This window comes from Perlucidibaca piscinae DSM 21586 (assembly GCF_000420045.1).
In the GTDB taxonomy this organism is placed as follows: Bacteria; Pseudomonadota; Gammaproteobacteria; order Pseudomonadales; family Moraxellaceae; genus Perlucidibaca; species Perlucidibaca piscinae.
In genome coordinates this window covers 715,848-740,637 of record NZ_ATUE01000005.1, presented here as the reverse complement: position 1 = coordinate 740,637, position 24,790 = coordinate 715,848, and the positions used below count along the sequence as shown (strand labels likewise).

Here is a 24,790-nt window from a genome sequence, read left to right as displayed (position 1 = left end):
GCGCCTCAGACAGTCGTCTGACGCTGCCACTTCTGCTGCACGAACAGCGGTCCGATGAGCAGGAAAACCAGATCGTCAGCAAATGACGGCTTCATGCCCTCGACCTTGTGCCCCCAGAACTGGCCAGCCCAGGCCACCAGCCACAGCGCCAGCAGCGGCGCGAACAGGGCCATGCCCAGCTGCTGCATGAGCAGGATGACCACGAAGCTGGCAGCCAACCAGATGACGCCGGTACGCAGCGCCCAGCCCGACAGGCGAGCATAGAACCAGAGCACCGGCAGCACCGACAGGGTGGCCAGGTTGACCCAGCTTGCGGCCGTCCCGGAAAGCCCCAGCCAGGCACCCACCGGCACCAGCCAGAACAGGCCCAGCGTGGCCATGAAGATGGCCGGCACGCAAATCATGTGCATGCGCTGATTGAACGCATTGCGATGGCTGCGGGCGTATTCGGCCAGAAATTCCTGTTCGGAACGCATGTTTCCTATCCTCTGCGTGATGCGCTGTCGTTACCGTCGCCTCAGCGACCGGTACCCAGCTTCAACCCGATGATACCTGCAATGATGAGCGCCAGGCTGAACAGACGCCAGAAGTCCGCCGACTCCTGAAACAGCCAGATGCCCGCCAGCACCGTGCCGACCGCGCCAATACCGACCCAGATCGCGTAGGCCGTGCCCAGCGGCAGGCCGCGCATGGCCAGCGCCAGCAGCCCGACACTGACCGCCATCGCCGCCAGCGTGATGACGCTGGGCCAGAGGCGGGAAAAGCCTTCGGTGTACTTGAGACCGACCGCCCAGACCACCTCGAACACCCCGGCCAGCACCAGCAGCAGCCATGCCATGCCACACCTCCAAGTCACTGACGCACCAGCAATCGACCGCTATGGTTGCACATCGGGTTGTGCTTGTCCTGATGCCCAACCTCGCGCATGGTCGGGCGCATGGACAAGGACATAGCCACACTTCTGATGAGCTTCCCGACCCTGGCTGCGCTGCCAGAAACGGTGCGTGAGCGCCTGATCGACTGCGCCCGCCCGGTACGGGTCAACAGCGGCGACTACCTCTATCGTGAAGGCGAGGACGGTGACGCGCTCTTCCTGCTGCTGGGCGGACGCCTCAGCGTGCTTCGTGACGGCAGCCTGCTGGGCTACATCACCCGAGGCGAACCGGTCGGTGAGGTCGGGCTGCTCACCGACGGACCGCACCTGACCACGGTGCTGGCGGTGCGCGACAGCTGGCTGGCACGTTTCAACAAGACGGACCTGCTGCCACTGCTCAATACCGAGGCCTCGCTGCTGATGGCACTGACGCGGGTCTCGCTCACCCGCCTGACCCGCGACAGTCACCAGCCACGCGCCGCCAGCACGCTCGGTGGCGGGACCATCGCGGTGATTCCGGTCAACCCCGGCGCCGAAAGCGCACACCTCGCGCGTGCCCTCTGCAAGACCTGGGGAGACTGGCCCGGCACCCGACTGATCACGGCTCGCCACATGGAGGCCGAGCTCGGCCCCGGCCCCATCACCGGCGAGCGCGAGCAGACCCTGGGACGCTGGCTGCACACCCTGGAGCGACGTCATCGCTACGTGGTCTACGCTGCCGATCGCTGCGACGATGACTGGGCGCGCGAGTGCCTGTGCCATGCCGACCGCGTGCTGCTGGTGACCGAGGCCGGCGCACCTCCGCAGCTGCCCGCCATCCTTGCGCAACGCCCCGCCAGCCAGCCGCTGCCCCCGATGGAGCTGGTGTTCATGCGTCCTGAGGGCGATCCCTCGCCGCATACCCGTGCCTGGCTGGAGCTGACTGGCGCACGCGCGCACTACTTCCTGCATCCCGGGTCACATCGCGATCTGCAATCGCTGGCACTGCAGGTCAGCGGCCGCGGCATGGGACTGGTGCTGGGCGGCGGTGGTGCGCGCGGGTTCGCCCACATCGGCCTGATCCGCGCCATGGAACAGCTGCAGATCCCGATTCACGTGCTCGGCGGCACCAGCATGGGCGCCTTCCTGTCGGCGCTCATGGCCTGCGGCTTCGACAGCGTGGAAATCGAGCACATTGCTCGCGAGACCTTCGTCAACAACAACTACCTGAACGACTACACCATGCCGCGCATTTCCATCATTGCCGGCAAGCGCTTCCTCAGGCGACTGGAACAGATCTTCGGCGAGCGCCGCATCGAGGATCTGCGCCGCTCCTACTACTGCATCTCGACCAGCCTCACCACCGGCGCCAGCGTGGTCCATGACCGTGGCGGCCTGGCCGGCTGGGTCGGCACCAGCATGGCGATCCCCGGCTTCGCGCCGCCGATCTCCTACCGTGGCGAACTGCTCTGCGACGGGGGCGTGGTCGACAATCTGCCGACCACCGCCATGCAGATGCTGGAGCGCGGCACCATCATTGCCTCCAATGTCAGCACCCAGGGCGACCTGAAGGCGCCGATTGCCTCCCCGGACGGCCCCGACCCCAACGTGGTGCTGCAACGCGAGTACCGCAACGTGGCACCGCGCTTCCGCGACATCCTGATGCGCACCGCGACACTGACCGCCGACACCCTGCTGTTCCGCGAGGCGGCGGCGGCAGCCGACCTGATGATAGACATGCCGGTGGCCGGCTACAGCCTGTTTGACTGGCGCGGCATCGACAAGCTGATTGCCATCGGTCACGAGCACGGCCTGCGCGTGCTCGAGGAGCACAGCGCCCTGCTCTCACGCCACCGCCTCTAGGCCGCAAGGCATGCGCCCGGGATCACCCCGGGCGCAGTCAGGCGACCTGCTGCGGCTGAACCAGCCCCATCTCGCGCCCCTGGCGCAACACGCGCGCCACCAGGTCGTCGTCAACCGTCGCCAGCTCGTCCATGGCGACCAGGAAGCGCTGCTGGTCAGCCACCGACAACCGCGTCACGACACGCAGCAGCGACGTCCAGTGCTCGCCTGTGAGCGCCCCCATGCAGGCCTTGCGCACCCCTTCATCGCTCAGACCGTGCACCCAGTCAGCGACCACGGTCTGCAGCGCATCCGGCATGGCATCGACGCAGGGCAGCAGGTCGGCCCACAAGCCATCCCTCGCCACCGTGGCGAGAATCCGCGACATCATGCCGGACTGCTGACACAGGATGGGCAGACGCAGGAAGCGCACACGCGCCGCTTCACTGAAGCGCGCCAGCACCGGCAGCAAGTCGGCCCAGAGCTGCTCCGAATCGACCACGGAAATGATGTGCGTGAGCAGCACGTCATCCTGCTCGGCGGCAATGTCGCCAAGCTGGCACTGCAGGGCGGCGCCGACATGAATCATCAGCGAAAGCACCGGCAGCAGCACGTCGCGCTGCGGATCCAGCACCAGCAGGATGGCATTGCGCAGACGCGCCTCGGGCAGCAGGCGCAGCACGTGATCGAGCTGGCGCCGGTTCTCGATGAAATACGCCGCATGCAGCAGAGCCTCGTCATCCGGCATGCGCTCCAGGATCTCCACCAGCGCCTCGTCCTGCAGACCATCCACGAAACGGCCCGCCGTGGCGTAATCCTGCCGCGCCAGCAAGGCCAGCGCCGTTCGCACCAGCTGCTTCTGACTCAGGCGCCGGATGATGTCGCGCGCAGCACGCGGATCCAGGTCTGCGCAAACCTCGGCAAGGTAGCCGGCATCGAGGTACTCCGCGATCCGGCTGGCACGTGCCGCCGGCAGGCGGGTTGCCAGCATGGCCACCACCACCGGACTCAGCCACCACTGGCTGATGGCAGCCAGCCAGCGCGGCGGCAGGCGCTGCGCCCAGAATATCAGTGGCTGCAGCGTGGCCACGCCGATCGAGGACTGTGCACGCAGCACGGCCTGCACCAGGACGTGGGTCTCATGGGTGGGCATGTCGGCAAGAAATGCCAGCCGCTCCGGCGGGACCCCGAGCAGAAGGCAGAGACGCTCGCTTTCGGCGCGTCGTGAAAGCTGCGTCATGTGGCTTCGCTCCCGCCGGGTGCTGACAGTCTGCGCCGAGGCAGCCAGCGCAGACTGCGTCGAATGCGCTCCTCATGAGTCTGCAAAGCAGCCTCGACAGCGGCACGCAATTGCTGCAGCTCGGCCTCGGAGCGTTGCTCAAGCACCGGAAGACTGCCCACCGGCAGCTGCAGGATGGCCGGCAGACCCGCTGCAGAACGGAATGGCACCTGTGTCATGGTAGATCTCCCGGCGCGTGCGCAACCGACTCAGAGCCGTTGATAGGTAGCCAGCACGTCCTTGTCAGCCAGCAACGTCAGGGTAGACCCCTGCAGCCGGTAACGCGTGACGCGGGACAGTGCCTGCAGGTAGTCACGCTCCAGCTCCATGCCACCGACGCAGGCCATGCGGGTGGCAATCGCGGCACCAAAGCGCAGCTGATCGCCGCTGAGTTCGTAGCCGGCGCTGAAACGGTTGCACCCGGCAAAGCCGCCGGCGCGCACCACGTCGGAATCAATGCGCAAGGTCAGCGGCCGCAGGGGGTTGCTCACCTCCACCGGCTTGCCAGCCAGCGAGGTCAGTGCCCACTCCTGGTCAGTGATACCGCCGGCACCCGTGCCGCCACCCGTGCTTGCACACCCCTGGACAGCAGCTGCCAGCATGACAGCCACCAGAATCTTGCCTCCGTCGGACATTCCACCACTCCTTGCATTTGCTGTGCACAATCAATCACTGCTGACGGACGCTGTAAAGCCCTCATGCCTCAAGCTGTCATCCGCACAGACGAGTGCCGCGTTACTGCTCTCATGAATTACTGGAGTCAGATCATGAAACACTGGTTGAAAGCTGTTCTTGTTGCCACATCCGCCATCAGCACACCCGCGCTGGCCGTGGATGTCGCCATCAACATCCCCCTCGGCCAACCCGGATACTATGGCCAGATCCAGCTTGGCGACAGCTATCCGCGCCCGCAGCTGATGCTCAGCACCCCGACGCTGGTCGTGGGCGACCTGCGTCAGAACACGAGCCGTCCGCTCTACCTGCATGTCCCGCCCGGTCATGCCAGGAACTGGTCCAAGCACTGCGCCCGCTACAACGCCTGCAGTCGCCCGGCCTACTTCGTCAAGGACAGCTGGTATCGCGATGTCTACGCGCCGAAGTACCGTGAACGCCAGGAACAGCGCCGCAAGGCTGCGCATGACCGTCATGACGACGACCATGGCCACAAGCATGGCGGCAAGGGAGAGCACAAGGGCGGGCACGGCAAGCATGGCCAGGGCCATGACGATCATCGCGGCCACCGCGACTGATCAGCTGATCGTTGTCACCGGCCCGGATCCCGTGATCCGGGCCGGCCTGTCTCACATGCGGGTAACGCGTGCGCCACCGGCACTGGTCACGATGCGGACCTGGTCGCCGACATTGAAGCGCTCGTTCTCCGCCAGCGCCTGGACATAGACACGCTCGCTGCCATCCTTCAGACGCACGATCAGCTCGACACCGCTGGCACGCGTCACGCCCTCCTCGACGGCACTGCCCAGCAGCCCGCCCGCCACGGCACCGATGACCGCGACAATGGCACTGCCACGACCGCCACCGATGGTGCTGCCGGCGATGCCGCCTGCAATGGTGCCGGCAGCGGCACCCACGGGTGACTTGGTGCCCTCGATGGTCACCGGACGCAACGAGACGACACTGCCATACTGCACGGTGCCAGGCTGTCGCGCTTCGCTGCGCGAGTAGGTGTCACCGGTCTGGCGCGAGGCGCAGCCTGCCGCACCGATGGCGAGGGTGGCCGCCAGCGCGGCCGTGATCAGGGGACGCCACATGCTCTTTCTCCTTGTCAGGGGTGTGCCCGCAACGAAGTCCTGCCCGAAACACCGGCATGAAAAAACCCGCTGGGCCAGTCATTGAAGACTAACACCAACGGGTTTGTCGTGGTTGACGCAGCGCAGCCGACTTACTCGTAACGAACGGCCACCACTTCGTACTCGACCTTGCCACCGGGTGTCTCGATGAGCACCGAGTCACCTTCGGACTTGCCGATGAGGCCGCGGGCGATGGGCGAGTTGACCGAGATCTTGCCGATCTTGAAGTCCGCCTCGTCGTCACCCACGATGTGGTAGGTCTTCTCCTCGCCGGTGTCGACGTTCTCGATGTCAACGGTGGCGCCGAAGATGACACGACCATTGTTGGTCATCTGGCTGATGTCGATGATCTGGGCGTTAGAGAGCTTGGCCTCGATGTCCTTGATGCGACCCTCGATGAAGCCCTGCTGCTCGCGCGCCGCGTGGTACTCGGCATTTTCCTTGAGGTCGCCATGAGCGCGCGCCTCGGCGATGGCTGCCGTCACCGCCGGACGATCAACGCTCTTGAGCCGGTTGAGCTCGGCCTTGAGGGCATCGGCACCCTGCACCGTCATGGGATAGCGCTGCATCATGCCTTCCCCTGTCCGAGGGCGATGTGCAGATCCTGCAGACGGCGCACGGTCAGCGCATCCTTTGAGCGCAGCGACTGGCAGACTGCCTCGGCTCCGCTGAGCGTGGTGGTGTAGTAGACCTTGCCCTGCAGCGCGCTGCGGCGGATGGAGAACGAGTCCTGCTGCGCCTGCTTGCCTTCGGTGGTGTTGATGATGAAGTTGATTTCACCATTCTTGAGCATGTCGACCACGTGCGGACGACCCTCGGTCACCTTGTTGATGCGACGGCAGGGAATGCCGGCGGCCTCCAGTTCGCGCTGGGTGCCGCTGGTGGCAACCAGCTCGAAGCCGAGATCCGCCAGCTCGCGGCCGATGCGCGGCAGGTGCTGCTTGTCGGAGTCACGCACCGACAGGAACACGCGACCGCCATTCGGCAGGCGCTCGTTGGAACCGAGCACGGCTTTGTGGAAGGCTTCCGCGAAGGTCGCGCCGGAACCCATGACTTCGCCGGTGGACTTCATTTCCGGACCGAGGATGGGGTCGACGCCGGGGAACTTGGCGAACGGGAACACCGCTTCCTTGACGCTGTAGAACGGAGGAATGATTTCCTTGGTGAAGCCCTGCTCGACCAGTGACATGCCGGCCATGCAGCGGGCAGCGACCTTGGCCAGCGAGTTGCCGATGCACTTGGACACGAACGGCACCGTGCGCGAGGCACGCGGATTGACTTCCAGCACGTAGACGTCCTGGCCCTTGACCGCGAACTGCACGTTCATCAGGCCGACCACGCCCAGCTCGCGCGCCATGCGGATGGTCTGGTCGCGCATCACGTCCTGCAGCTCGGCAGACAGGTTGTAGGGCGGCAGCGAACAGGCCGAGTCACCGGAGTGGATGCCGGCCTGCTCGATGTGCTGCATGATGCCGCCGATGACCACGTCCTTGCCGTCGCTGACGCAGTCGACGTCGACTTCGATGGCATCGTCGAGGAAGCGGTCAAGCAGCACCGGCGACTCGTTCGAGGCCTGCACGGCCTCGCGCAGGTAACGTGCCAGCTCGGCGTCGTTGAAGACGATTTCCATGGCACGACCGCCAAGCACGTAGCTCGGGCGCACGACCAGGGGGTAGCCGACTTCGGCTGCCAGACGCAGGCCCTCTTCCGAGGAGCGCGCGGTACGGTTGGGCGGCTGACGCAGGTTCAGACGCTCGACCATCTGCTGGAAGCGCTCGCGGTCCTCGGCACGGTCGATGGCATCGGGGGTGGTGCCGATGATGGGCACGCCGGCAGCCTCGAGGGCGCGGGCGAGCTTGAGCGGGGTCTGACCACCGTACTGCACGATGACGCCCTTGGGCTTTTCCAGATCGGCGATCTCGAGCACGTCTTCCAGCGTCACCGGCTCGAAGAACAGGCGATCGGAGGTGTCGTAGTCGGTGGACACGGTTTCCGGGTTGCAGTTGACCATGATGGTCTCGTAGCCGTCTTCACGCATGGCGAGCGCAGCGTGGACGCAGCAGTAGTCGAACTCGATGCCCTGGCCGATGCGGTTGGGACCGCCGCCCAGCACCATGATCTTGTCACGGCTGCTGGGGTTGGCCTCGCACTCTTCCTCGTAGGTCGAGTACATGTAGGCGGTGCTGGTGGAGAACTCGGCGGCACAGGTGTCGACACGCTTGTACACCGGCTTGACGCCGAGATCCCAGCGGCGCTTGCGCAGCTCCTTCTCGGACACGCCGATCAGGCTGGCGAGACGGCTGTCGGAGAAGCCCTTGCGCTTGAGGCCGCGCAGGGTCTCGCGATCGAGGTCGGCGAAGCCGAGGCGTGCAACCTGGGCTTCGGTCTGTACGATGTCCAGGATCTGGACCAGGAACCAGTTGTCGACGCCGGTGAGGCGATGAACCTCTTCCATCGAGAAGCCGACACGGAAGGCATCGGCGATGTACCAGATGCGATCCGGACCCGGGTTGGAGAGCTCGTGACGCAGCTTGCCTTCGGCATCGGCAGCATTCGGATCGAACTTGGGCGTGAAGCCGTCAACACCCACTTCGAGGCCGCGCAGGGCCTTCTGCACCGACTCCTGGAAGGAGCGGCCGATGGCCATGACCTCGCCCACCGACTTCATCTGCGTGGTCAGACGCGGCTCGGCCTGGGCAAACTTCTCGAAGTTGAAGCGCGGGATCTTGGTGACGACGTAGTCGATGGCCGGCTCGAACGAGGCTGGCGTGGCACCGCCGGTGATGTCGTTCTTGAGCTCGTCGAGGGTGTAGCCCACGGCCAGCTTGGCGGCGACCTTGGCGATCGGGAAGCCGGTGGCCTTGGAGGCCAGCGCCGACGAACGCGACACGCGCGGGTTCATCTCGATCACGACCATGCGGCCGTCCTTCGGGCTGATGCCGAACTGGACGTTGGAGCCACCGGTCTCGACACCGATCTCGCGCAGCACGGCGCACGAGGCGTCGCGCATGATCTGGTATTCCTTGTCGGTCAGGGTCTGTGCCGGGGCGACGGTGATGGAGTCGCCGGTATGCACGCCCATGGCGTCGAAGTTCTCGATGGCGCAGACGATGATGCAGTTGTCGTTGCGGTCACGCACGACTTCCATCTCGTACTCTTTCCAGCCGATCAGCGACTCGTCGATCAGCAGTTCGCGGGTCGGTGACAGATCGAGACCGCGCTCGCAGATCTCGATGAACTCCTCGCGGTTGTAGGCGATGCCGCCACCCGAGCCGCCCATGGTGAAGGACGGGCGAATGATGGACGGGAAGCCCGTCGTCTCGAGCACGGCGAAGGCTTCTTCCATGGTGTGGGCGATGCCGGCACGCGGGCACTCCAGGCCGATGCGACGCATGGCCTGGTCGAACAGCTTGCGGTCCTCGGCCATGCGGATGGCGTCCTTGGAGGCACCGATCAGCTCGACGCCGAACTTCGCCAGCACGCCCTGCTTGTCCAGCTCGAGCGCGCAGTTCAGCGCGGTCTGGCCGCCCATCGTCGGCAGCAGCGCGTCCGGGCGCTCCTTCTCGATGATCTGGGCCACGGTCTGCCAGGTGATCGGCTCGATGTAGGTCGAGTCGGCCATGGCCGGGTCGGTCATGATCGTCGCCGGGTTGGAGTTCACCAGGATGACGCGGTAACCCTCTTCGCGCAGGGCCTTGCAGGCCTGGGCGCCGGAATAGTCGAACTCGCAGGCCTGGCCGATGACGATGGGGCCGGCGCCGATGATGAGGATGCTTTGAATGTCGGTACGCTTTGGCATGGCTTAGTGCTTCCGGGCCTGCATCAGTTCAATGAAGTGGTCGAACAGCGGCTGGGCATCGTTCGGACCGGGGCTGGCTTCCGGGTGACCCTGGAAGCTGAACGCCGGCTTGTCGGTGCGGTGAATGCCCTGGTTGGAACCGTCGAACAGCGAGCGGTGGGTCACGCGCAGCGTGGCCGGCAGCGTGGTTTCGTCAACCGCGAAGCCGTGGTTCTGGCTGGTGATCATGACGCGACCGCTGTCGATGTCCTGCACCGGATGGTTGGCGCCGTGGTGGCCGTGACCCATCTTCAGAGTCTGCGCGCCGGAGGCCAGCGCCAGCAGCTGGTGGCCGAGGCAGATGCCGAACACCGGGATGTCGGTCTCGAGGAACTGCTTGATGGCGGCGATGGCGTAGTCGCAGGGTGCGGGGTCGCCCGGGCCGTTGGACAGGAAGATGCCGTCCGGATTCATCGCCAGCACGTCGGCGGCCGGGGTCTGCGCCGGCACCACGGTGAGGTCGCAGCCGCGATCGGCGAGCAGACGCAGGATGTTGGTCTTGACGCCGAAGTCATAGGCCACGACCTTGAAGGTCGGGGCGGCATCAGGCGTGACGTAGCCCTTGGCCAGATCCCAGCTGCCTTCCGTCCAGCGGTAGGCTTCCTTGACCGTGACCACCTTGGCCAGATCGGCGCCCTTCAGGCCCGGGAAGGCGCGCGCGGCGGCGATGGCCTTGTCGACCGCGCCAGCGGCGGCGGCTTCCGGGCCGGCCAGGATGGCGCCGTTCTGCGAGCCCTTCTCGCGCAGGATGCGGGTCAGACGACGGGTGTCGATATCGGCAATGGCAACGACGTTGTTGCGCTGCAGGTACTGCGACAGCGACTCGGTCATGCGCCAGTTGCTGGCCAGCAGCGGCAGATCACGGATGATCAGGCCGGCAGCCCAGACGCGGTCCGACTCGCCATCTTCCGGGTTGGTCCCGGTGTTGCCGATGTGCGGATAGGTCAGCGTGACCATCTGCTGGCAGTAGGAGGGGTCGGTGAGAATTTCCTGATAACCGGTCATGGCCGTGTTGAACACGACCTCACCGCTGGTGAGACCGTCGGCACCGATGGCACGACCAAGGAAGACGCTGCCGTCTTCGAGCGCGAGAATGGCGGGCTGACTCAAACCGACCTCCGAATGACAAGATGAGCGGGGCGTGCGCGCAAAAAAAGCGAGGAAGAGGAACTCCTTCTCGCTTTTCAGTCAGGTATCTGATGATGCAGACGGCGCACAGGCACGATTTGAGCGGCGATTGTACGCAGGTGGGGCGACAAAGTCCAACCCGGCAGGGCGCCTGACGGCAACGCGCTCAGCGGAATCCGAGCACGTCGCGCATGTCGTAGAGGCCGGCCGAACGCGCCGCCAGCCAGCACGCGGCACGCACCGCGCCCTGGGCGAAATTGGCCCGGTTGGTGGCGACATGGCGCACTTCGACACGCTCGCCCTCGCCAAAGAAGAACACCGTGTGATCGCCCACGGTGTCACCACCACGCAGGGTCTGGAAGCCGATCTCGCGACGCTCACGCGGGCCGGTATGGCCTTCGCGGGCATAGCGGGCGACCTCGTCGAGATCACGCCCCAGCGCCTTGGCCACGGCCTCGCCCATCATCAGCGCAGTACCGGAGGGCGCATCGACCTTGTGACGGTGGTGCGCCTCGAGCACGTCGATGTCGACGGTGTCACCGAACGCCCGCGCCGCCAGCTCGAGCAGCTGCAAGGTGACGTTGACCCCCACCGAATAATTGCCGGAATAGACCAGGGGCATGGCTGCCGCCGCCGCGGTCAGCTCGGCACGCTGACCGGCATCCAGGCCGGTGGTGCCGATGACGATGGCCTTGCCTGCGTCACGGCAGATGCCGATGTTGACGATGGTGGCCGCAGGCGCCGTGAAGTCGATGACCACATCGGTCTGCGCGATCACGTCCGCCAGACTGCCGGTCAGTGCCAGCCCCAGGTGGCCGACGCCTGCCAGCTCGCCGGCATCGGCCCCCAGCAGCGTTGACTCGGGACGCTCGACGGCGCCCGACAGCACGGCGCCCTCGGTGGCGTGAATGGCGGCCACCAGGGCGCGACCCATGCGCCCGCCGGCGCCGCACACGGCAATACGAATCATGATCAGCCCCTGCTGGCAGAAAAACGAAGGCCCCGATTATAGCGGGGCCTCGTCTGCTGCCTACCGGCAAATTGCCGGACAACCTTACTTGGTCATGTCATCGAAGAACTTGCGCATCGCCGTGAAGAAGGACTCCTTCTGCGGCGACTGCTTGCTGCTGTCTCCGTTGACGGCTTCCTGGAACTCGCGCAGCAGCTCCTTCTGGCGCGCGGTCAGATGCACCGGCGTCTCCACCACGACGCGGCACAGCATGTCGCCGGGCGCATGCGAGCGTATGGGCTTGACGCCCTTGCCCTTGAGACGGAACAGCTTGCCGGTCTGGGTGCCCTCGGGAATGCGCAGCTTGACGCGACCGTCCAGCGTCGGCACTTCAAGCTCGCCGCCCAGCGCCGCATCGACGAAATCGATGGGCACCTCGCAGTAGAGATCGGCGCCGTCACGACGGAAGATGCGGTGATCACGCACCGACACCTGCACGTAGAGGTCGCCAGCCGGACCGCCATGCGAGCCGGCCTCGCCCTCGCCGCTGAGACGGATGCGGTCGCCCGTGTCTACACCGGCAGGGATCTTCACTTCCAGGGTCTTCTGCTTGCGTACGCGGCCTTCGCCATGACAGCTCTTGCAGGGGTCCGGAATGACCTTGCCGCGACCATGGCAGGCCGGACAGGTCTGGCTCATGACGAAGAAGCCCTGCTGCACGCGCACCTGGCCGGAGCCGTTGCAGCTGCCGCACTGCTTGGCGCTGGTGCCCTTCCTGGCACCCGTACCCTCGCAGGTCTCGCACTCGACCATGGTCGGCACGCGAATCTGCACCTTGGTGCCGCGCACGGCTTCCTCGAGATCCAGCTCCAGCGTGTAGCCGAGGTCGGCGCCCCGGTTGGAGCGCTGCTGGCCACCGCGACCGCCGCCGCCGAAGATGTCGCCAAAGACATCACCGAAGATGTCACCGAAGCCGGCACCGCCAGCTCCACCACCGAAGCCCCCTGCTCCGCCGGCCATGTTCGGATCGACACCGGCATGGCCATAGCGATCGTAGGCGGCGCGCTTGTCGGCGTCGGACAGCACCTCGTAGGCCTCGTTGGCCTCCTTGAACTTTTCCTCGGCGCTCTTGTCATCCGGATTGCGGTCCGGGTGGAACTTCATGGCGAGACGGCGATAGGCCTTCTTCAGCTCATCGTCGCTGGCGTTCTTGGCAACACCAAGAACCTCGTAGAAATCACGCTTGGCCATGTTCACACTCAGGGCCTGCCGCCCTGCTCCACATCAGAAACTGCTTGGCTGATACAGACGCAAACGCGGGGCTGTCCCCGCGTCTGCATCCGGAATGATCGGGAGCGACTTACTTCTTGTCGTCCTTCACTTCTTCGAACTCGGCATCAACCGCCGCGTCATCACCGCTCTTGGCGCCGGAAGCCTGCTCGGCACCCGGCTGAGCGCCGTCGGCCTGGGCCTGGTCGGCATACATCTTCTGCATGATGGGCATGGACACCTGGCCCAGCGCCTCCACGGCCTCGTCGATCAGGGCCTTGTCGTTGGCCTTGACGGCCTCCTCGACCTTGGCGATGGCGGCATCAACGCCAGCCTTCTCGTCAGCGGACACCTTGTCGCCGAGATCGGTCATGGCCTTGCGGGTGGCGTGCACCAGCTGGTCGGCACCGTTGCGGGCCTCGACCAGCTCGGCGAACTTCTTGTCTTCCTCGGCATTGGCCTCGGCGTCGCGAACCATCTGCTCGATCTCGGCATCGCTGAGGCCGGAATTGGCCTTTATGACGATGCTCTGGGCCTTGCCGGTTGCCTTGTCCTTGGCGCCGACGTTGAGGATGCCGTTGGCGTCGATGTCGAAGGTGACCTCGATCTGCGGCATGCCGCGCGGTGCCGGCGGAATGTCGGCGAGGTCGAAGCGGCCCAGCGACTTGTTCTGCGCAGCCTGCTTCCGCTCGCCCTGCAGCACGTGGATGGTCACCGCCGACTGGTTGTCGTCGGCGGTCGAGAACACCTGCGCCTTCTTGGTCGGAATGGTGGTGTTCTTCTCGATCAGCACGGTCATGACACCGCCCATGGTCTCGATGCCCAGCGACAGCGGGGTGACATCGAGCAGCAGCACGTCCTTGACGTCGCCGGACAGCACGGCGCCCTGGAAGGCGGCACCGATGGCAACAGCCTCGTCCGGGTTGACGTCACGGCGCGGCTCCTGGCCGAAGAACGCCTTCACGCGCTCCATCACCAGCGGCATGCGGGTCTGGCCACCGACCAGGATGACGTCGCCGATGTCCGAGACCTTGAGACCGGCATCGTTCAGCGCCACGCGGCAGGGCTCGATGGTGCGCGCGACCAGGTCCTCGACCAGGGCTTCCAGCTTGGCGCGGGTGACCTTGACGTTGAGGTGCTTGGGACCGGTGGCATCCGCGGTGATGTAAGGCAGATTGACTTCGGTCTGCTGGGCCGACGACAGCTCGATCTTGGCCTTTTCGGCGGCTTCCTTGAGACGCTGCAGGGCGAGCGGATCGTTGTGCAGGTCGATGCCCGAGTCCTTCTTGAACTCGTCAGCCAGGTAGTCGATCAGGCGCAGGTCGAAGTCTTCGCCACCCAGGAAGGTGTCACCGTTGGTGGACAGCACTTCGAACTGGTGCTCACCGTCGACTTCGGCGATCTCGATGATGGACACGTCGAAGGTGCCGCCGCCGAGGTCGTAGACGGCGATCTTGCGGTCGCCTTCCTTCTTGTCCATGCCGAACGCAAGCGCCGCAGCGGTCGGTTCGTTGATGATGCGCTTCACTTCCAGACCGGCGATGCGGCCGGCATCCTTGGTGGCCTGGCGCTGGCTGTCGTTGAAGTAGGCCGGCACGGTGATCACGGCCTCGGTGACCGGCTCGCCCAGGTAGTCCTCGGCGGTCTTCTTCATCTTCTTCAGCACTTCGGCGGAGATCTGCGGCGGCGCCTTGCGGTCACCCTTCACTTCCACCCAAGCATCGCCGTTGTCGGCCGCGACGATGCTGTAGGGCACCATCTTGATGTCCTTCTGGACCACGTCGTCCTTGAACTTGCGGCCGATCAGACGCTTCACGGCGAACAGCGTGTTCTTGGGGTTGGTCACGGCCTGACGCTTGGCGCCGGCGCCGACCAGCACTTCGCTGTCGGTGTAGGCGACGATGGACGGCGTGGTGCGCGCGCCCTCGGCGTTCTCGATGACCTTGACCTTGTCGCCCTCGAGAATGGCCACGCAGCTGTTGGTGGTGCCGAGGTCGATACCGATGATCTTGCCCATGTTGCTTGCTCCTGTGCGGCGGGCTCGTCACCCTGCCGATACTGTCTCGTTGATCTGTGCGCGGTCAGTCACCACGCCATGTTTGTGGATATGTGGGTAGCACCGGGCTTTTCAAGGGCACCGGCAGAAATTCGCCCATGCCCCGCCCGGCACGGCTCAGCCCGCCGTGGCAACCACCACCATGGCCGGACGCAGCAGGCGACCGGACAGGGTGTAGCCTTTCTGGAACACGGCCGTGACGGTATTGGGTTCGGCCGTGGTCGAGGGCTGCATGGACACCGCCTGATGCAGCTCGGGATCGAAGGGCGCACCGATGGGGTCGACGGCATCGACGGCAAAGCGCTTCAGCGTGTCCGAGAACAGCTTGTGGGTCAGGGTCACGCCCTCGTGCAGCGCCTTCACGGCCGGATCGTCCGGCGGGGTCGCGGCCAGCGCACGCTCGAGGTTGTCGACCACCTCAAGCAGGCTGCCGGCAAACTTCTCGAGGGCGAACTTGTGAGCGGCCGTCACGTCACGCTCGGCACGACGCTGGATGTTCTGGATCTCGGCCTGGCTGCGCAGCTGCTGGTCACGCAGCTGGTTTTCCAGCTCGGCGACACGAGCCGCCAGATCGGCAGGCTGGGCCTGCTCCGGCGCCACCGCATCGGCACTGGTGTCGACGGGCTGAAGATCATCCTGGGGGGTATCGCTCATGCTGCCTCCTGTCGCGGACGGCCCTGCTCACGGCAGGCGTCGCTGAACTCGTTGAAATCGGACTGAAATGCACATGGCGACAGGCCCGGCAAATTTCAAGGGCTGAACACGCGCAGGCAGGCAATGATCGCGAAAAGCGCCGCACTGACCTATCATCGGGGCACGGATGTCATGTTGGATCTGCCATGCTCAGCCTGTTGAAAATCAGCCAGTTTGCCATTGTCGAAAATCTCGAGCTGGAGTGTTCACGCGGGTTTTCCGTGATCACCGGCGAGACCGGTGCCGGCAAGTCCATCCTCATGGATGCCCTCGGCCTGTGCCTGGGTGATCGCGCCGACGGCAGCGTGGTTCGGGCCGGCGCCGAGCGCGCCGATGTCAGCGCGCTGTTCCTGGTCGGGCACCTGCCGGATGCCATGGCCTGGCTGCGCGAACGCGAACTTGATGAAGACGACGAGTGCACGCTGCGCCGCACCTTCAGTCGCGACGGCCGCTCGCGCGCCTACATCAACGGTCGTCCCGCAACGCTGGGCGACCTGCGCGCCATCGGCGAGCGCCTGATCGACATTCACAGCCAGCACGAACACCAGACCCTGCTGCGCAAGGACAGCCACCGCCAGATGCTGGACAGCTATGCCGGCCTGCGCGCACTTGCCGACAGCACGTCAGCAGCCTGGCGCGACTGGCAGCAGGCCAGCCAGCGCCTGGCCCAGGCCGAGCAGGCTGGCGCCGACCGCAGCGCACGCCTGGAAATCGTCGAGCACCTGCTGCGTGAGCTTGAACAGCTCGCGCTGACACCCGGCGAATACGAGCGCATCGAACAGCGCCACGACACTTTGGCGCATGTCGACAGCCTGCAGCAGGCTGGCGCCCAGGCCCTGATGCTGCTTGACGAGGGCGATGGCGATACCGCCACGCGCCAGCTGCAGCGCGCCCTGCGCCTGCTTGAGGAGCACGCGCACCGGGCTCCGGCCCTGTCCGAAACCGTCGAGATGCTGCGCAGTGCGCTGATACAGATCGAGGAGGCCGCCCCTGGCCTGCGTCACTTCCTGGACACCCTGGAGGCCGACCCGGGCGAACTCGGACGCCTGGAGCAGCGCCTGGGACACTGCCACCAGCTGGCACGCAAGCATCGCGTGGCGGCAGCCGACCTGCCGGCCGTGCTGGAGGCGCTGTCCGGCGAGCGCGAACAGCTCACCGATCTGGCCGACCTGTCACGACTGGCCGCACAGGCCGCCGCCCTGGAGCAGCACTACCGGACACAGGCCGGCGACCTGCGCCGCGCACGCACGCAGGCTGCGGAAACCTTCTGCAGCGAGATCCAGACCTTCCTGCACGGACTGGGCATGGGCAATGCCCGTCTGCAGCTGGCCATGACCGCGCTCGACAAACCGTCCAGCCACGGGCTCGACGACATCGAGTTCCTGTTCAGCGCCAATCCGGGGCAACCGCTGCGTCCGCTCGGCAAGGTCGCTTCCGGCGGCGAGCTGTCGCGCCTGTCACTGGCCATCCAGGTCGTGCATGCCCGGCACTCGCCGGTACCGGTGATGGTCTTTGACGAAGTCGATGTCGGCATTGGCGGCGGCATCGCCGAGGTGGTGGGACGTCTGCTGCGCGCGCTCGGCGAGCACGCCCAGGTGTTCAGCATCACCCACCAGCCGCAGGTGGCCGCACGCGGCCATCATCATCTGCGGGTGGAAAAGCGGGTCCGTGACGGGCACACGCACAGCATCGTGGCGAGCCTGAGCCGGGCCGAACGCATCGAGGAGATTGCCCGCATGTCGGGCGGCCTCACCATCACGCCGGAAACCCTGCGTCATGCCGAGACCCTGCTGGCCGACTGAGCCGGCCCTGGGTCAGCCCGGGCTGCTGCAGCGCAGGCAGCGGCCGTAGAGGTGCAGCGAGTGGCCGGTCAGCTCGTAACCCAGTGACTTGGCCACCTCGACCTGGCGCTGCTCGATGATGTCGTCATGGAACTCGGAGACCTTGCCGCAGTCGACACAGACGATGTGGTCGTGATGCTCGCTGTCCTTGAGCTCGAACACCGAATGGCCACCCTCGAAGTGGTGCCGCTCGACAATGCCGGCCGCCTCGAACTGGGTCAGCACGCGATAGACCGTGGCAAGGCCGACATCCTCGCCGGCAGCCAGCAGCGCCTTGTAGACATCCTCGGCACTCATGTGATGAACCGGCGAACGCTCCAGCAGCTCGAGGATCTTCACGCGCGGCAGGGTGACCTTGAGGCCGGCCTTGCGCAGGTCGTGATTACTTTGCGACATCATTTCGTCTCTTCACAGGCGATACCGTATGATAGCGCGACACCGGCCCGAGCGGGCCACGACTTGACCAGAACGAAGGACACCGCGGTTCATGACCAGGAAGCTGATGATCACAACCCTGCTGGCCGCCCTGCTGGCGACCACTGGCTGCAAGAACATCTTCAAGGCCTACCGGGCCGACATCGTGCAAGGCCAGGTGGTGACCCAGGAGCAGGTCGCCCAGCTCCGTCCCGGCATGACGCCGGCCCAGGTACGCTTCGTGCTCGGCACCCCGCTGATCACCGACACCCTGAACCCGACGCGCTGGGACTATGCCTACCGCTTCCTGCCGGGCACCTATGCCCGCGCCGAAGGCCTGGAAAAGATCCCGCATCGTCGCCTGACCGTTCACTTCGCCAACGGCGTGGTGGATCGCATCGAGAAGGAAGGCGAGATTCCCGCCCGTGCCACCTCGCTGCCAGGCAGCCAGGACCGCGCCGTGCGCGCCACCGAATCCAGCGGCGAACTGACGCTGCCGGTACCCCTGCCCTGAGTCAGCCGGCGCCGGCCTGACGTCGCTTGCGCGCCTGCTCGGCGCGCAGACGCCGCGACTCCATCGGGTCGATCAGCAGCGGCCGCAGCAGGCTGATGCGATCCCCGTCCTGCACCACCACCGCCTCGGGGTCCGGGCAGCGCTCGAACCACACTCCCGCTTCAAGGCCCTGCAAAGGCCAGGTCACGATGCCGTCACGCACCAGCTCGCACTGCGCCAGCACCTGCGCCACCGTGGTGCCGGCAGGCACGTCGAGACGCTGCAGCCACTGGCGTTCCGGCAGCGCATAGACCACCTCGACGGCCAGCATCTGCGGGCTGCCGGTCATGCCGTCACCAGACTCTGCAGCCAGAAGCCGCAACCGGTCAGCAGCAGCAGCGGCGCCACCCAGCGCACCAGAATGCGCCAGCCGTTGTAGAGTCCCTCGGAGGGCAGCTTGAGCGCCTTGCGGACATGGCTGATCTTCATCACCCAGCCGACATAGATGGCCAGCACCAGCAGGTTGGCGCTCATCCACAGCGCCAGGCCGCGTGCCAGCACGGTGATGGCGTGGGGATCCAGGAAGTACCAGATCACTTCCACCAGCAGCAGTGACGGCAGCAGGATCACCGCCAGTGCCTGCACCGTCTCCAGACCCGCCGCCTCGGCAGCGGCACGCGCCGGCTGCAGCAGCAGGGTGATGGCCAGCACCGCTGCCATGGCGCCGAGCAGGGCCGCCATCAGCGGCGTGAGCAGGAACAGCAGCGACAGCATGAGAGCCAGTCCGAGGACGCGGGCAGGCAGCGGCAAGGCTTCCGGCACCTGCGTGGCGCGCTGCCAGTAGACACCCAGGCCGCCACCGCCGAGCACGGCACCAAACCAGAGTGCCGCATCCGGGGTCAGCGCCACGCCCGGCAGCACTGCCGTGAACACTGGCCGCAGCTGCCACTGCGGCCAGGGCAGCAGGGCCGTGACCAGCAGGGCCGCTACCGGCAGCAGCCAGAACACCACCGGCACGCGCGCGAGGTGACGCAGTACGCCGGCACCCAGCACCAGCACGGACAGCGCAGACCACGCGGCCTCTTCGCTGATGCCGGCAGGCAGCTCGCCCAGCGCCAGCCAGACACGCGTGAGCAGCCAGCCGCCCAGCAAGGCCACCAGCGCCGTGGCCAGCAGGCTGGCACCGAGGCTGCTCCAGGACAGCACGCGCCAGGCACGTGCGGCATCCGCCTCGCGGGTCAGCACCTGCATGCCGGTGAGCAGCGGCTTCTGCACCCGCGCGCCAAGGGCACGCTCGGCCAGCGACAGCGGCCAGGCCGCCAGCAACATGCCGGCCAGCACCGGCAACAGGGCCGCCTGCGTGCCGGGCGTGAACAGGGCCATCAGCACCCAGATCAGGGCCAGCACAGGCACACCGCGCTCCACCACCGGCACGGCAAGACGAGAAGCAAGATCAGCAGACATGGCAATTCCGGAAAACACCGCCCGAACGACGGCAACGCGGTATTTTCTGCCCTCGACGGGTGCGGCACAAGCACGCATGGCTGCGCCTTTCTGCCTATAATCGGAACATGAGCAAAGACAAGAAACCTGCCGCCACCATCGCGGTCAATCGCCGTGCCCGTCACGAGTACTTCATCGAGGACAAGTATGAGGCCGGCCTGGTCCTGCTCGGCTGGGAAGTGAAATCGCTGCGCGCCGGCAAGTGCAATCTCACCGACGCCTACATCCTGCTCAAGAACAACGAGGCCTGGGTGATCGGCATGCACATCACGCCGCTGCTGGCCGCCTCCACCCATGTCGTTGCCGACCCCACCCGCACCCGCAAGCTGCTGCTCAAGCAGCGCGAGATCCAGCACCTGATCGGGGATGTGCAGCAGAAGGGGCACACCTGCGTGCCGCTGTCGATGTACTGGAGCAGCGGTCGCGCCAAGCTCGAGATCGCCGTGGTGAAGGGCAAGCAGCTGCACGACAAGCGCGAGACCGAGAAGAATCGTGACTGGGCCCGCGAAAAGGCCCGGGTCATTCGCAACGGCGGCTGACCTGCCGGGATCTCCGGTCAGGCCAGACCGCCCGCACGATCTCAGACCGTGCGCATGAACAGACGGATCAGCTTGCGCGTCAGGTCGGTATAGGGCGGGAAGAACATGCGCGCGAGCATGATGCGCGTGCGCACCACGGCCCGTTCGTGCGAGAACGCCTTGAAGCCGTGGTGGCCGTGGGCACTGCCGATGCCGGAATTGTTGACGCCGCCGAACGGCAGGTTGCCGTGCAGGAACTGCACCACGCAGTGGTTGATGCAGGCTCCACCCGAGGTGGTCTGCTTCATGACACGGTCTATGTTGGCGTTGTTGCGACTCCAGACGTACAGGGCCAGCGGCTTGGCATCAGCATTGATGCGCGCGATGACCTCGTCGAGATCGGTATAGGCAAACACCGGCAGCAGCGGCCCGAAGATCTCCTCGCGCATGATGTCAGCCTCGCCCGGGATGCCCTCCAGCAGGGTGGGGGCAATGAAGCGGTCGGCGACATCCACCGTGCCGCCAGCCAGCACCCTGGCGCCCTTGGCCACGGCATCGTCGAGCAGATGGCGCACACGACCGGTGTGACGTTCGTTGACCACCCGGGCCAGACAGTCGCTGCTCTGCGGCGACTCGCCATAGACCTCGCGCAGAACACGCTGGCAGGCCTGCACGAAGGCATCCTTCACCGAGGCATGCACGAACAGGTGGTCAGGCGCGATGCAGGTCTGGCCGTTGTTGGTGAACTTGGCCCAGAGAATGTTCTTCGCCGCCAGCTCCAGGTCGGCGGTTTCATCCACGATGGTCGGCGACTTGCCACCCAGCTCCAGGGTGACGCTGGTGAGATGCCTGGCAGCGGCAGCCATGACCACCTTGCCGATGGCCGGCGAGCCGGTGAAGAAGATGTGATCGAAGGGCAGCTCGAGCAGGGCCTGGGCCACCGAGGCATCGCCCTCGACCACCGCCACCTCGTCGGGCGTGAACAGCTCGGAGACGATGCGCGCGATCACGCGAGAGGCTGCCGGCGTCATTTCCGAGGGCTTGATGATGACCGTGTTGCCGGCCGCGATGGCCGAGACCAGCGGCCCCAGACTGAGGTTCACCGGATAGTTCCAGGGCGACATGATGAGGCAGCGGCCACGCGGCTCGTACTGCATGTAGCCGGACGTGCCGATCATCATGCGTGACGGCCACACCTTCTGCGGCGCCATCCAGCCCTTGAGGTTGCGCATGGCGTCGTTGCACTCGGCCACCACCGGCAGGACCTCGGTAAGCTCGACCTCGGCCGGCGGCTTGCGGAAGTCATCCCAGCCGGCCTGCACGATGGCCTCGCGATTGGCGATCAGGGCATCACGCAGACGCAGCAACTTGGCCTTGCGCTCGGTGACGGTGGACGTGCGCAGGCGGATGGCGGTGTCGCGCTGGCCGGCAAACAGGGTGGCGATGTCAGCAGTCATCAGGGCTCCTCAGGTTCTAATTTTTGTTGGATATGCCTCACCTTAGTGCAGGCTGGCACGCACTACAAGTGGCCGTCTGCTGCAGGCAACGCATGACAGTCTGCTGCCGGCGGCGTATAGTGAAGATGCTGTGGGGATGACATGGCTTCGACGCTGGTGATGAAGCCCGCAGGTGCATGCGGAGAGTGGAGTGCCTCTCCTGAATCAACATTCCAAAAAATAGTCGCAAACGACGAAAACTACGCACTGGCCGCCTAAAAACCCGGCCTACGACCGAACCTGCATGCCGGTATGCGGGGGACGTCGGCGCAAAAAATACCGGATCGCTGGAAGGCTTGTCTCGCGCCGACCCGCTAAAACCTCAGAGACTCGCTGTTCACGCCCTGTCGCTCGGGCCGTGACCGGTCAAATCAGTAGAGACGACTAAGCATGTAGATCCGAGGGTCGAGTGCTGGCGGACGCGGGTTCGATCCCCGCCATCTCCACCACCTCAGCGACCGGAGCGATCCGGTCAACCGAAAGCCCGCCTGGCCAGTCCCGCGCGGGCTTTTTGTTGCGTTGCCGGCAGCCATAGCGGCGGCTGGCAGCGCACGACATACCAACAACAACATACTGAGACCGGCATGACTTCTGCTCCGCAAATCCCCCGCTACACGCTGCGTCGCGGCCTGCGTTCCTTCTTCATCGGCAGCCTGCTCGGCCTGCTGCTGATGCTGATGTTCTCTTCGGCCTCGATACCCTTCGTGGGCACCGCCTGGCGCCAGGCCGACGCGGCCGAGGACGCGTTCAAGGCGGATGCCGGTCGTGACCGGGCTGCCGACTGCCGGGCTGCCAATGCGGTTGCCCGCGCCTGGCAGGAAGCCGGCTACCCGAAAAAGCACGAGACCTGGCTGCAGCGTGCAGACGGCCTCTGCAACACCCCTGCCCTGCCCGACTGAGCCGTCACGTCTGACCGGGCACACGCCGCCCGGCCCGGCCGGTCAGCGCGATGACGGGCTGACCGGCAACGGCTGATCGAGCCGGAAGCGGCGACGCAGAATGCGGTCCAGCAGCCGGCGCGGCAGACCGTAACGCAGGAACGGCAGCAGCGTGCTGCCGCTGCCGATGCGCACATAGGCCGGCGGATGCTCGGCGAGCAGGGCGTCGGCCATGGCGGCGACGAACTCGCTGGCCGGCGTGGCATGCTGCTGCGAGGCGTTTGCGCGTGCCGCAATGGCGTCGCGCACCGGGGCATAGAGCGAATCATCCGGCAGCCACGCGTGCACCTCGCGGCTGGCATTGGCGCCGAACTCGGAGGCGATGGCCCCTGGCTGCACCACCATGACCTGCACGTTGAACGGCGCCAGCTCCAGACGCAGGGCATCGGACAGGGCATGCACCGCCGCCTTGGTGGCGCAGTAGGCGCCGGAGAACGGGGTCACCAGCACACCGGAAACACTGCCGACATTGACCACCAGACCGCGACCGCGCGACGCCATGGCGGGCACAAGAGCCTGCGTCATCGCCAGCAGACCGAACACGTTGGCATCGAACTGGTGCCGCAGGCGTTCGTCGGGCATGTCCAGCAACGGCCCCATGGCGCCATAGCCGGCATTGTTCACCAGCACGTCGACGGCCAGGCCCTGCGCATCCAGCCAGGTCATCAGACGGTCACGACTGTCTGCCAGCGTCACGTCAAGCGCATGTACCTGCAGCCCGGCCGCTGCCAGCTCGGCGAGGTCGTCGCGACGGCGAGCGGTGGCGATGACGGTCTCGCCACGGCGATGCAGCTCGCGGGCCAGGGCCTGGCCAATGCCGCTGGAACAGCCGGTGATGAGGATGGTGCGTGGCATGTCGTCGATCTCCCGAGGGGCTATGGCGCACGTTGATACCACGCGACCGGCCTATTGTCTTGCGTCGGATTGCCAAGCGCGCCGGCACGCAGTAGCTTCGGCGACGATCTGAATAGGGAGAAAGACATGACACTGGCATTGAACCAGTTCGGCCTGCGTCCGCTGGAGGCCGACAGCACCGTTTCCCGGCACGGCATGGGCCGTCGCCAGTTCCTGGTCAGCTCGCTGGCCACCGGCTTTGCGCTGGCATCCAGTCCGGTGCTGGCACAGGCCATCAAGACCGACAGCAAGGGCCTGGTGGCCGGCGAGGTCAGCGTGCCGGTGGCTGGCGGCAGCATCCCCGCCTACCGCGCGGCGCCGGCCAAGGCCGGCAAGTACCCGGTCATCCTGGTGATCCAGGAGATCTTCGGCGTGCACGAGTACATCAAGGATGTCTGTCGCCGCCTCGCCCACCTCGGCTACTACGCCATCGCTCCGGAGCTGTTCGCGCGCCAGGGTGATGTCTCGAAACTGAACGACATCGGCGAGATCTTCAGTCAGGTGGTCAGCAAGGTGCCGGATGCCCAGGTTTTCGCCGACCTCGACGCCAGTCTCGCCTTTGCCCGCGCCTCGGGTCGCGCCGACAGCCAGCGCGCCGGCGTCATCGGATTCTGCTATGGCGGCCGCATGACCTGGCTGTATGCCCGTCACAACCCGTCCATCAAGGCCGGCGTGTCGTATTACGGCCTGCTCGGCGGCCAGAAGTCGGAAATCAAGCCGGCAGATCCGCTGGATGTCGCCAGCGAGATCAAGGCACCGGTGCTGGGCCTGTACGCCGGCAGCGACGCCTATGTGCCGGACGAGCAGGTCGAGCGCATGCGCGCCGCTCTGCAGCAGTCCGGCTCAGGCTCGGACATCGTGGTGTTCCCGGGCCTGAACCACGGCTTCCATGCCGACTACCGGCCGACCTACGACAAGGCTGCCGCGAACTACGCCTGGAAGCTGACGCGGAACTGGTTCCGCGATCACGGGCTCTGA

The 24,790-nt window shown here is 65.9% G+C and carries 25 protein-coding genes and 1 other RNA gene; 8 read left to right on the top strand and 18 right to left on the bottom strand.

Annotated elements, in window-relative coordinates:
* Positions 1-5: 5 nt before the first annotated feature.
* On the bottom strand, positions 6-476 hold the full coding sequence (locus F595_RS0103655; protein WP_022955520.1) for an Mpo1 family 2-hydroxy fatty acid dioxygenase: 471 nt from the start codon (positions 474-476) through the stop codon (positions 6-8).
* Between the two features lie 41 nt (positions 477-517).
* On the bottom strand, positions 518-838 hold the full coding sequence (gene sugE, locus F595_RS0103650) for a quaternary ammonium compound efflux SMR transporter SugE (protein WP_022955519.1): 321 nt from the start codon (positions 836-838) through the stop codon (positions 518-520).
* Positions 839-964: 126 nt separating this feature from the next.
* Here sugE and F595_RS12605 point away from each other — a divergent pair, with 126 nt between their 5' ends.
* Positions 965-2,716, top strand: coding sequence for a cyclic nucleotide-binding and patatin-like phospholipase domain-containing protein (locus tag F595_RS12605; RefSeq protein ID WP_169446940.1), 1,752 nt, complete (start codon positions 965-967; stop codon positions 2,714-2,716).
* Positions 2,717-2,753: 37 nt separating this feature from the next.
* Here F595_RS12605 and F595_RS12600 read toward each other — a convergent pair whose 3' ends face one another.
* Genes F595_RS12600 through F595_RS12595 form a run of 3 tightly spaced genes read right to left on the bottom strand, consistent with a single transcriptional unit; the run spans position 2,754 to position 4,609 of the window.
* Complete coding sequence (locus F595_RS12600; RefSeq protein ID WP_022955517.1) at positions 2,754-3,935, bottom strand: magnesium and cobalt transport protein CorA; 1,182 nt, start codon at positions 3,933-3,935, stop codon at positions 2,754-2,756.
* Positions 3,932-4,153: a hypothetical protein gene (locus F595_RS0103635; RefSeq protein ID WP_022955516.1), complete on the bottom strand. Its 222-nt coding sequence runs from the start codon at positions 4,151-4,153 to the stop codon at positions 3,932-3,934. Before F595_RS0103635 ends, F595_RS12600 begins: the two co-directional genes overlap by 4 nt.
* Positions 4,154-4,183: 30 nt before the next feature.
* Positions 4,184-4,609: an META domain-containing protein gene (locus F595_RS12595; RefSeq protein ID WP_022955515.1), complete on the bottom strand. Its 426-nt coding sequence runs from the start codon at positions 4,607-4,609 to the stop codon at positions 4,184-4,186.
* Positions 4,610-4,741: 132 nt separating this feature from the next.
* Here F595_RS12595 and F595_RS0103625 point away from each other — a divergent pair, with 132 nt between their 5' ends.
* On the top strand, positions 4,742-5,224 hold the full coding sequence (locus F595_RS0103625; protein ID WP_026913195.1) for a hypothetical protein: 483 nt from the start codon (positions 4,742-4,744) through the stop codon (positions 5,222-5,224).
* Between the two features lie 51 nt (positions 5,225-5,275).
* Here F595_RS0103625 and F595_RS0103620 read toward each other — a convergent pair whose 3' ends face one another.
* The 8 genes from F595_RS0103620 to grpE form a co-directional block, all read right to left on the bottom strand.
* Positions 5,276-5,743: an outer membrane lipoprotein gene (locus tag F595_RS0103620; RefSeq protein WP_022955513.1), complete on the bottom strand. Its 468-nt coding sequence runs from the start codon at positions 5,741-5,743 to the stop codon at positions 5,276-5,278.
* 131 nt (positions 5,744-5,874) lie between these two features.
* Complete coding sequence (greA, locus tag F595_RS0103615; protein ID WP_026913194.1) at positions 5,875-6,351, bottom strand: transcription elongation factor GreA; 477 nt, start codon at positions 6,349-6,351, stop codon at positions 5,875-5,877.
* Positions 6,351-9,581 carry a carbamoyl-phosphate synthase large subunit gene (carB, locus tag F595_RS0103610; RefSeq protein ID WP_022955511.1) on the bottom strand — a complete coding sequence of 1,077 codons (3,231 nt, stop codon included), beginning with the start codon at positions 9,579-9,581 and terminating at the stop codon, positions 6,351-6,353. Before carB ends, greA begins: the two co-directional genes overlap by 1 nt.
* A gap of 3 nt (positions 9,582-9,584) precedes the next feature.
* Entirely contained in the window at positions 9,585-10,730 is a 1,146-nt protein-coding gene (gene carA / locus F595_RS0103605; RefSeq protein ID WP_022955510.1) for a glutamine-hydrolyzing carbamoyl-phosphate synthase small subunit, read from the bottom strand.
* Between the two features lie 184 nt (positions 10,731-10,914).
* Positions 10,915-11,718, bottom strand: a complete 804-nt coding sequence (gene dapB, locus F595_RS0103600; protein ID WP_022955509.1) for a 4-hydroxy-tetrahydrodipicolinate reductase — start codon at positions 11,716-11,718, stop codon at positions 10,915-10,917.
* A gap of 84 nt (positions 11,719-11,802) precedes the next feature.
* The gene (gene dnaJ / locus F595_RS0103595; RefSeq protein WP_022955508.1) at positions 11,803-12,948 is read right to left on the bottom strand and encodes a molecular chaperone DnaJ; all 1,146 of its coding nucleotides are present in this window, start codon (positions 12,946-12,948) and stop codon (positions 11,803-11,805) included.
* 109 nt (positions 12,949-13,057) lie between these two features.
* Entirely contained in the window at positions 13,058-14,983 is a 1,926-nt protein-coding gene (dnaK, locus tag F595_RS0103590; RefSeq protein ID WP_022955507.1) for a molecular chaperone DnaK, read from the bottom strand.
* A gap of 156 nt (positions 14,984-15,139) precedes the next feature.
* Positions 15,140-15,676: a nucleotide exchange factor GrpE gene (gene grpE, locus F595_RS0103585; RefSeq protein ID WP_022955506.1), complete on the bottom strand. Its 537-nt coding sequence runs from the start codon at positions 15,674-15,676 to the stop codon at positions 15,140-15,142.
* 185 nt (positions 15,677-15,861) lie between these two features.
* Between grpE and recN the strand changes: the two genes are divergently transcribed.
* Positions 15,862-17,517, top strand: a complete 1,656-nt coding sequence (gene recN / locus F595_RS0103580) for a DNA repair protein RecN (protein ID WP_022955505.1) — start codon at positions 15,862-15,864, stop codon at positions 17,515-17,517.
* Positions 17,518-17,529: 12 nt separating this feature from the next.
* Here the strand turns inward: recN and fur are convergent, their stop codons facing one another.
* On the bottom strand, positions 17,530-17,952 hold the full coding sequence (fur, locus tag F595_RS0103575; RefSeq protein WP_026913192.1) for a ferric iron uptake transcriptional regulator: 423 nt from the start codon (positions 17,950-17,952) through the stop codon (positions 17,530-17,532).
* A 91-nt stretch (positions 17,953-18,043) separates the two neighbouring features.
* On the opposite strand from fur, the gene F595_RS12590 reads away from it, so the two are divergent.
* On the top strand, positions 18,044-18,484 hold the full coding sequence (locus F595_RS12590; RefSeq protein WP_022955503.1) for an outer membrane protein assembly factor BamE: 441 nt from the start codon (positions 18,044-18,046) through the stop codon (positions 18,482-18,484).
* Between the two features lies 1 nt (position 18,485).
* Here F595_RS12590 and F595_RS0103565 read toward each other — a convergent pair whose 3' ends face one another.
* Positions 18,486-18,812, bottom strand: a complete 327-nt coding sequence (locus F595_RS0103565) for an RnfH family protein (RefSeq protein WP_022955502.1) — start codon at positions 18,810-18,812, stop codon at positions 18,486-18,488.
* Positions 18,809-19,927, bottom strand: coding sequence for a hypothetical protein (locus F595_RS0103560; protein WP_022955501.1), 1,119 nt, complete (start codon positions 19,925-19,927; stop codon positions 18,809-18,811). Before F595_RS0103560 ends, F595_RS0103565 begins: the two co-directional genes overlap by 4 nt.
* A 107-nt stretch (positions 19,928-20,034) precedes the next feature.
* On the opposite strand from F595_RS0103560, the gene smpB reads away from it, so the two are divergent.
* Positions 20,035-20,505: an SsrA-binding protein SmpB gene (gene smpB, locus F595_RS0103555; RefSeq protein WP_022955500.1), complete on the top strand. Its 471-nt coding sequence runs from the start codon at positions 20,035-20,037 to the stop codon at positions 20,503-20,505.
* Between the two features lie 41 nt (positions 20,506-20,546).
* Here the strand turns inward: smpB and F595_RS12585 are convergent, their stop codons facing one another.
* Entirely contained in the window at positions 20,547-21,941 is a 1,395-nt protein-coding gene (locus tag F595_RS12585) for an aldehyde dehydrogenase family protein (protein WP_022955499.1), read from the bottom strand.
* A gap of 132 nt (positions 21,942-22,073) precedes the next feature.
* Between F595_RS12585 and ssrA the strand changes: the two genes are divergently transcribed.
* Both ssrA and F595_RS0103545 read left to right on the top strand, forming a co-directional pair.
* Positions 22,074-22,429, top strand: a transfer-messenger RNA (tmRNA) gene (gene ssrA, locus F595_RS14410).
* A gap of 135 nt (positions 22,430-22,564) precedes the next feature.
* Positions 22,565-22,879, top strand: a complete 315-nt coding sequence (locus tag F595_RS0103545; protein WP_022955498.1) for a hypothetical protein — start codon at positions 22,565-22,567, stop codon at positions 22,877-22,879.
* A gap of 42 nt (positions 22,880-22,921) precedes the next feature.
* Here F595_RS0103545 and F595_RS0103540 read toward each other — a convergent pair whose 3' ends face one another.
* Positions 22,922-23,773 (bottom strand): SDR family oxidoreductase, encoded by an 852-nt coding sequence (locus tag F595_RS0103540; RefSeq protein WP_022955497.1) that lies wholly within the window; start codon positions 23,771-23,773, stop codon positions 22,922-22,924.
* 126 nt (positions 23,774-23,899) lie between these two features.
* Between F595_RS0103540 and F595_RS0103535 the strand changes: the two genes are divergently transcribed.
* Positions 23,900-24,790, top strand: a complete 891-nt coding sequence (locus F595_RS0103535; protein WP_040567945.1) for a dienelactone hydrolase family protein — start codon at positions 23,900-23,902, stop codon at positions 24,788-24,790.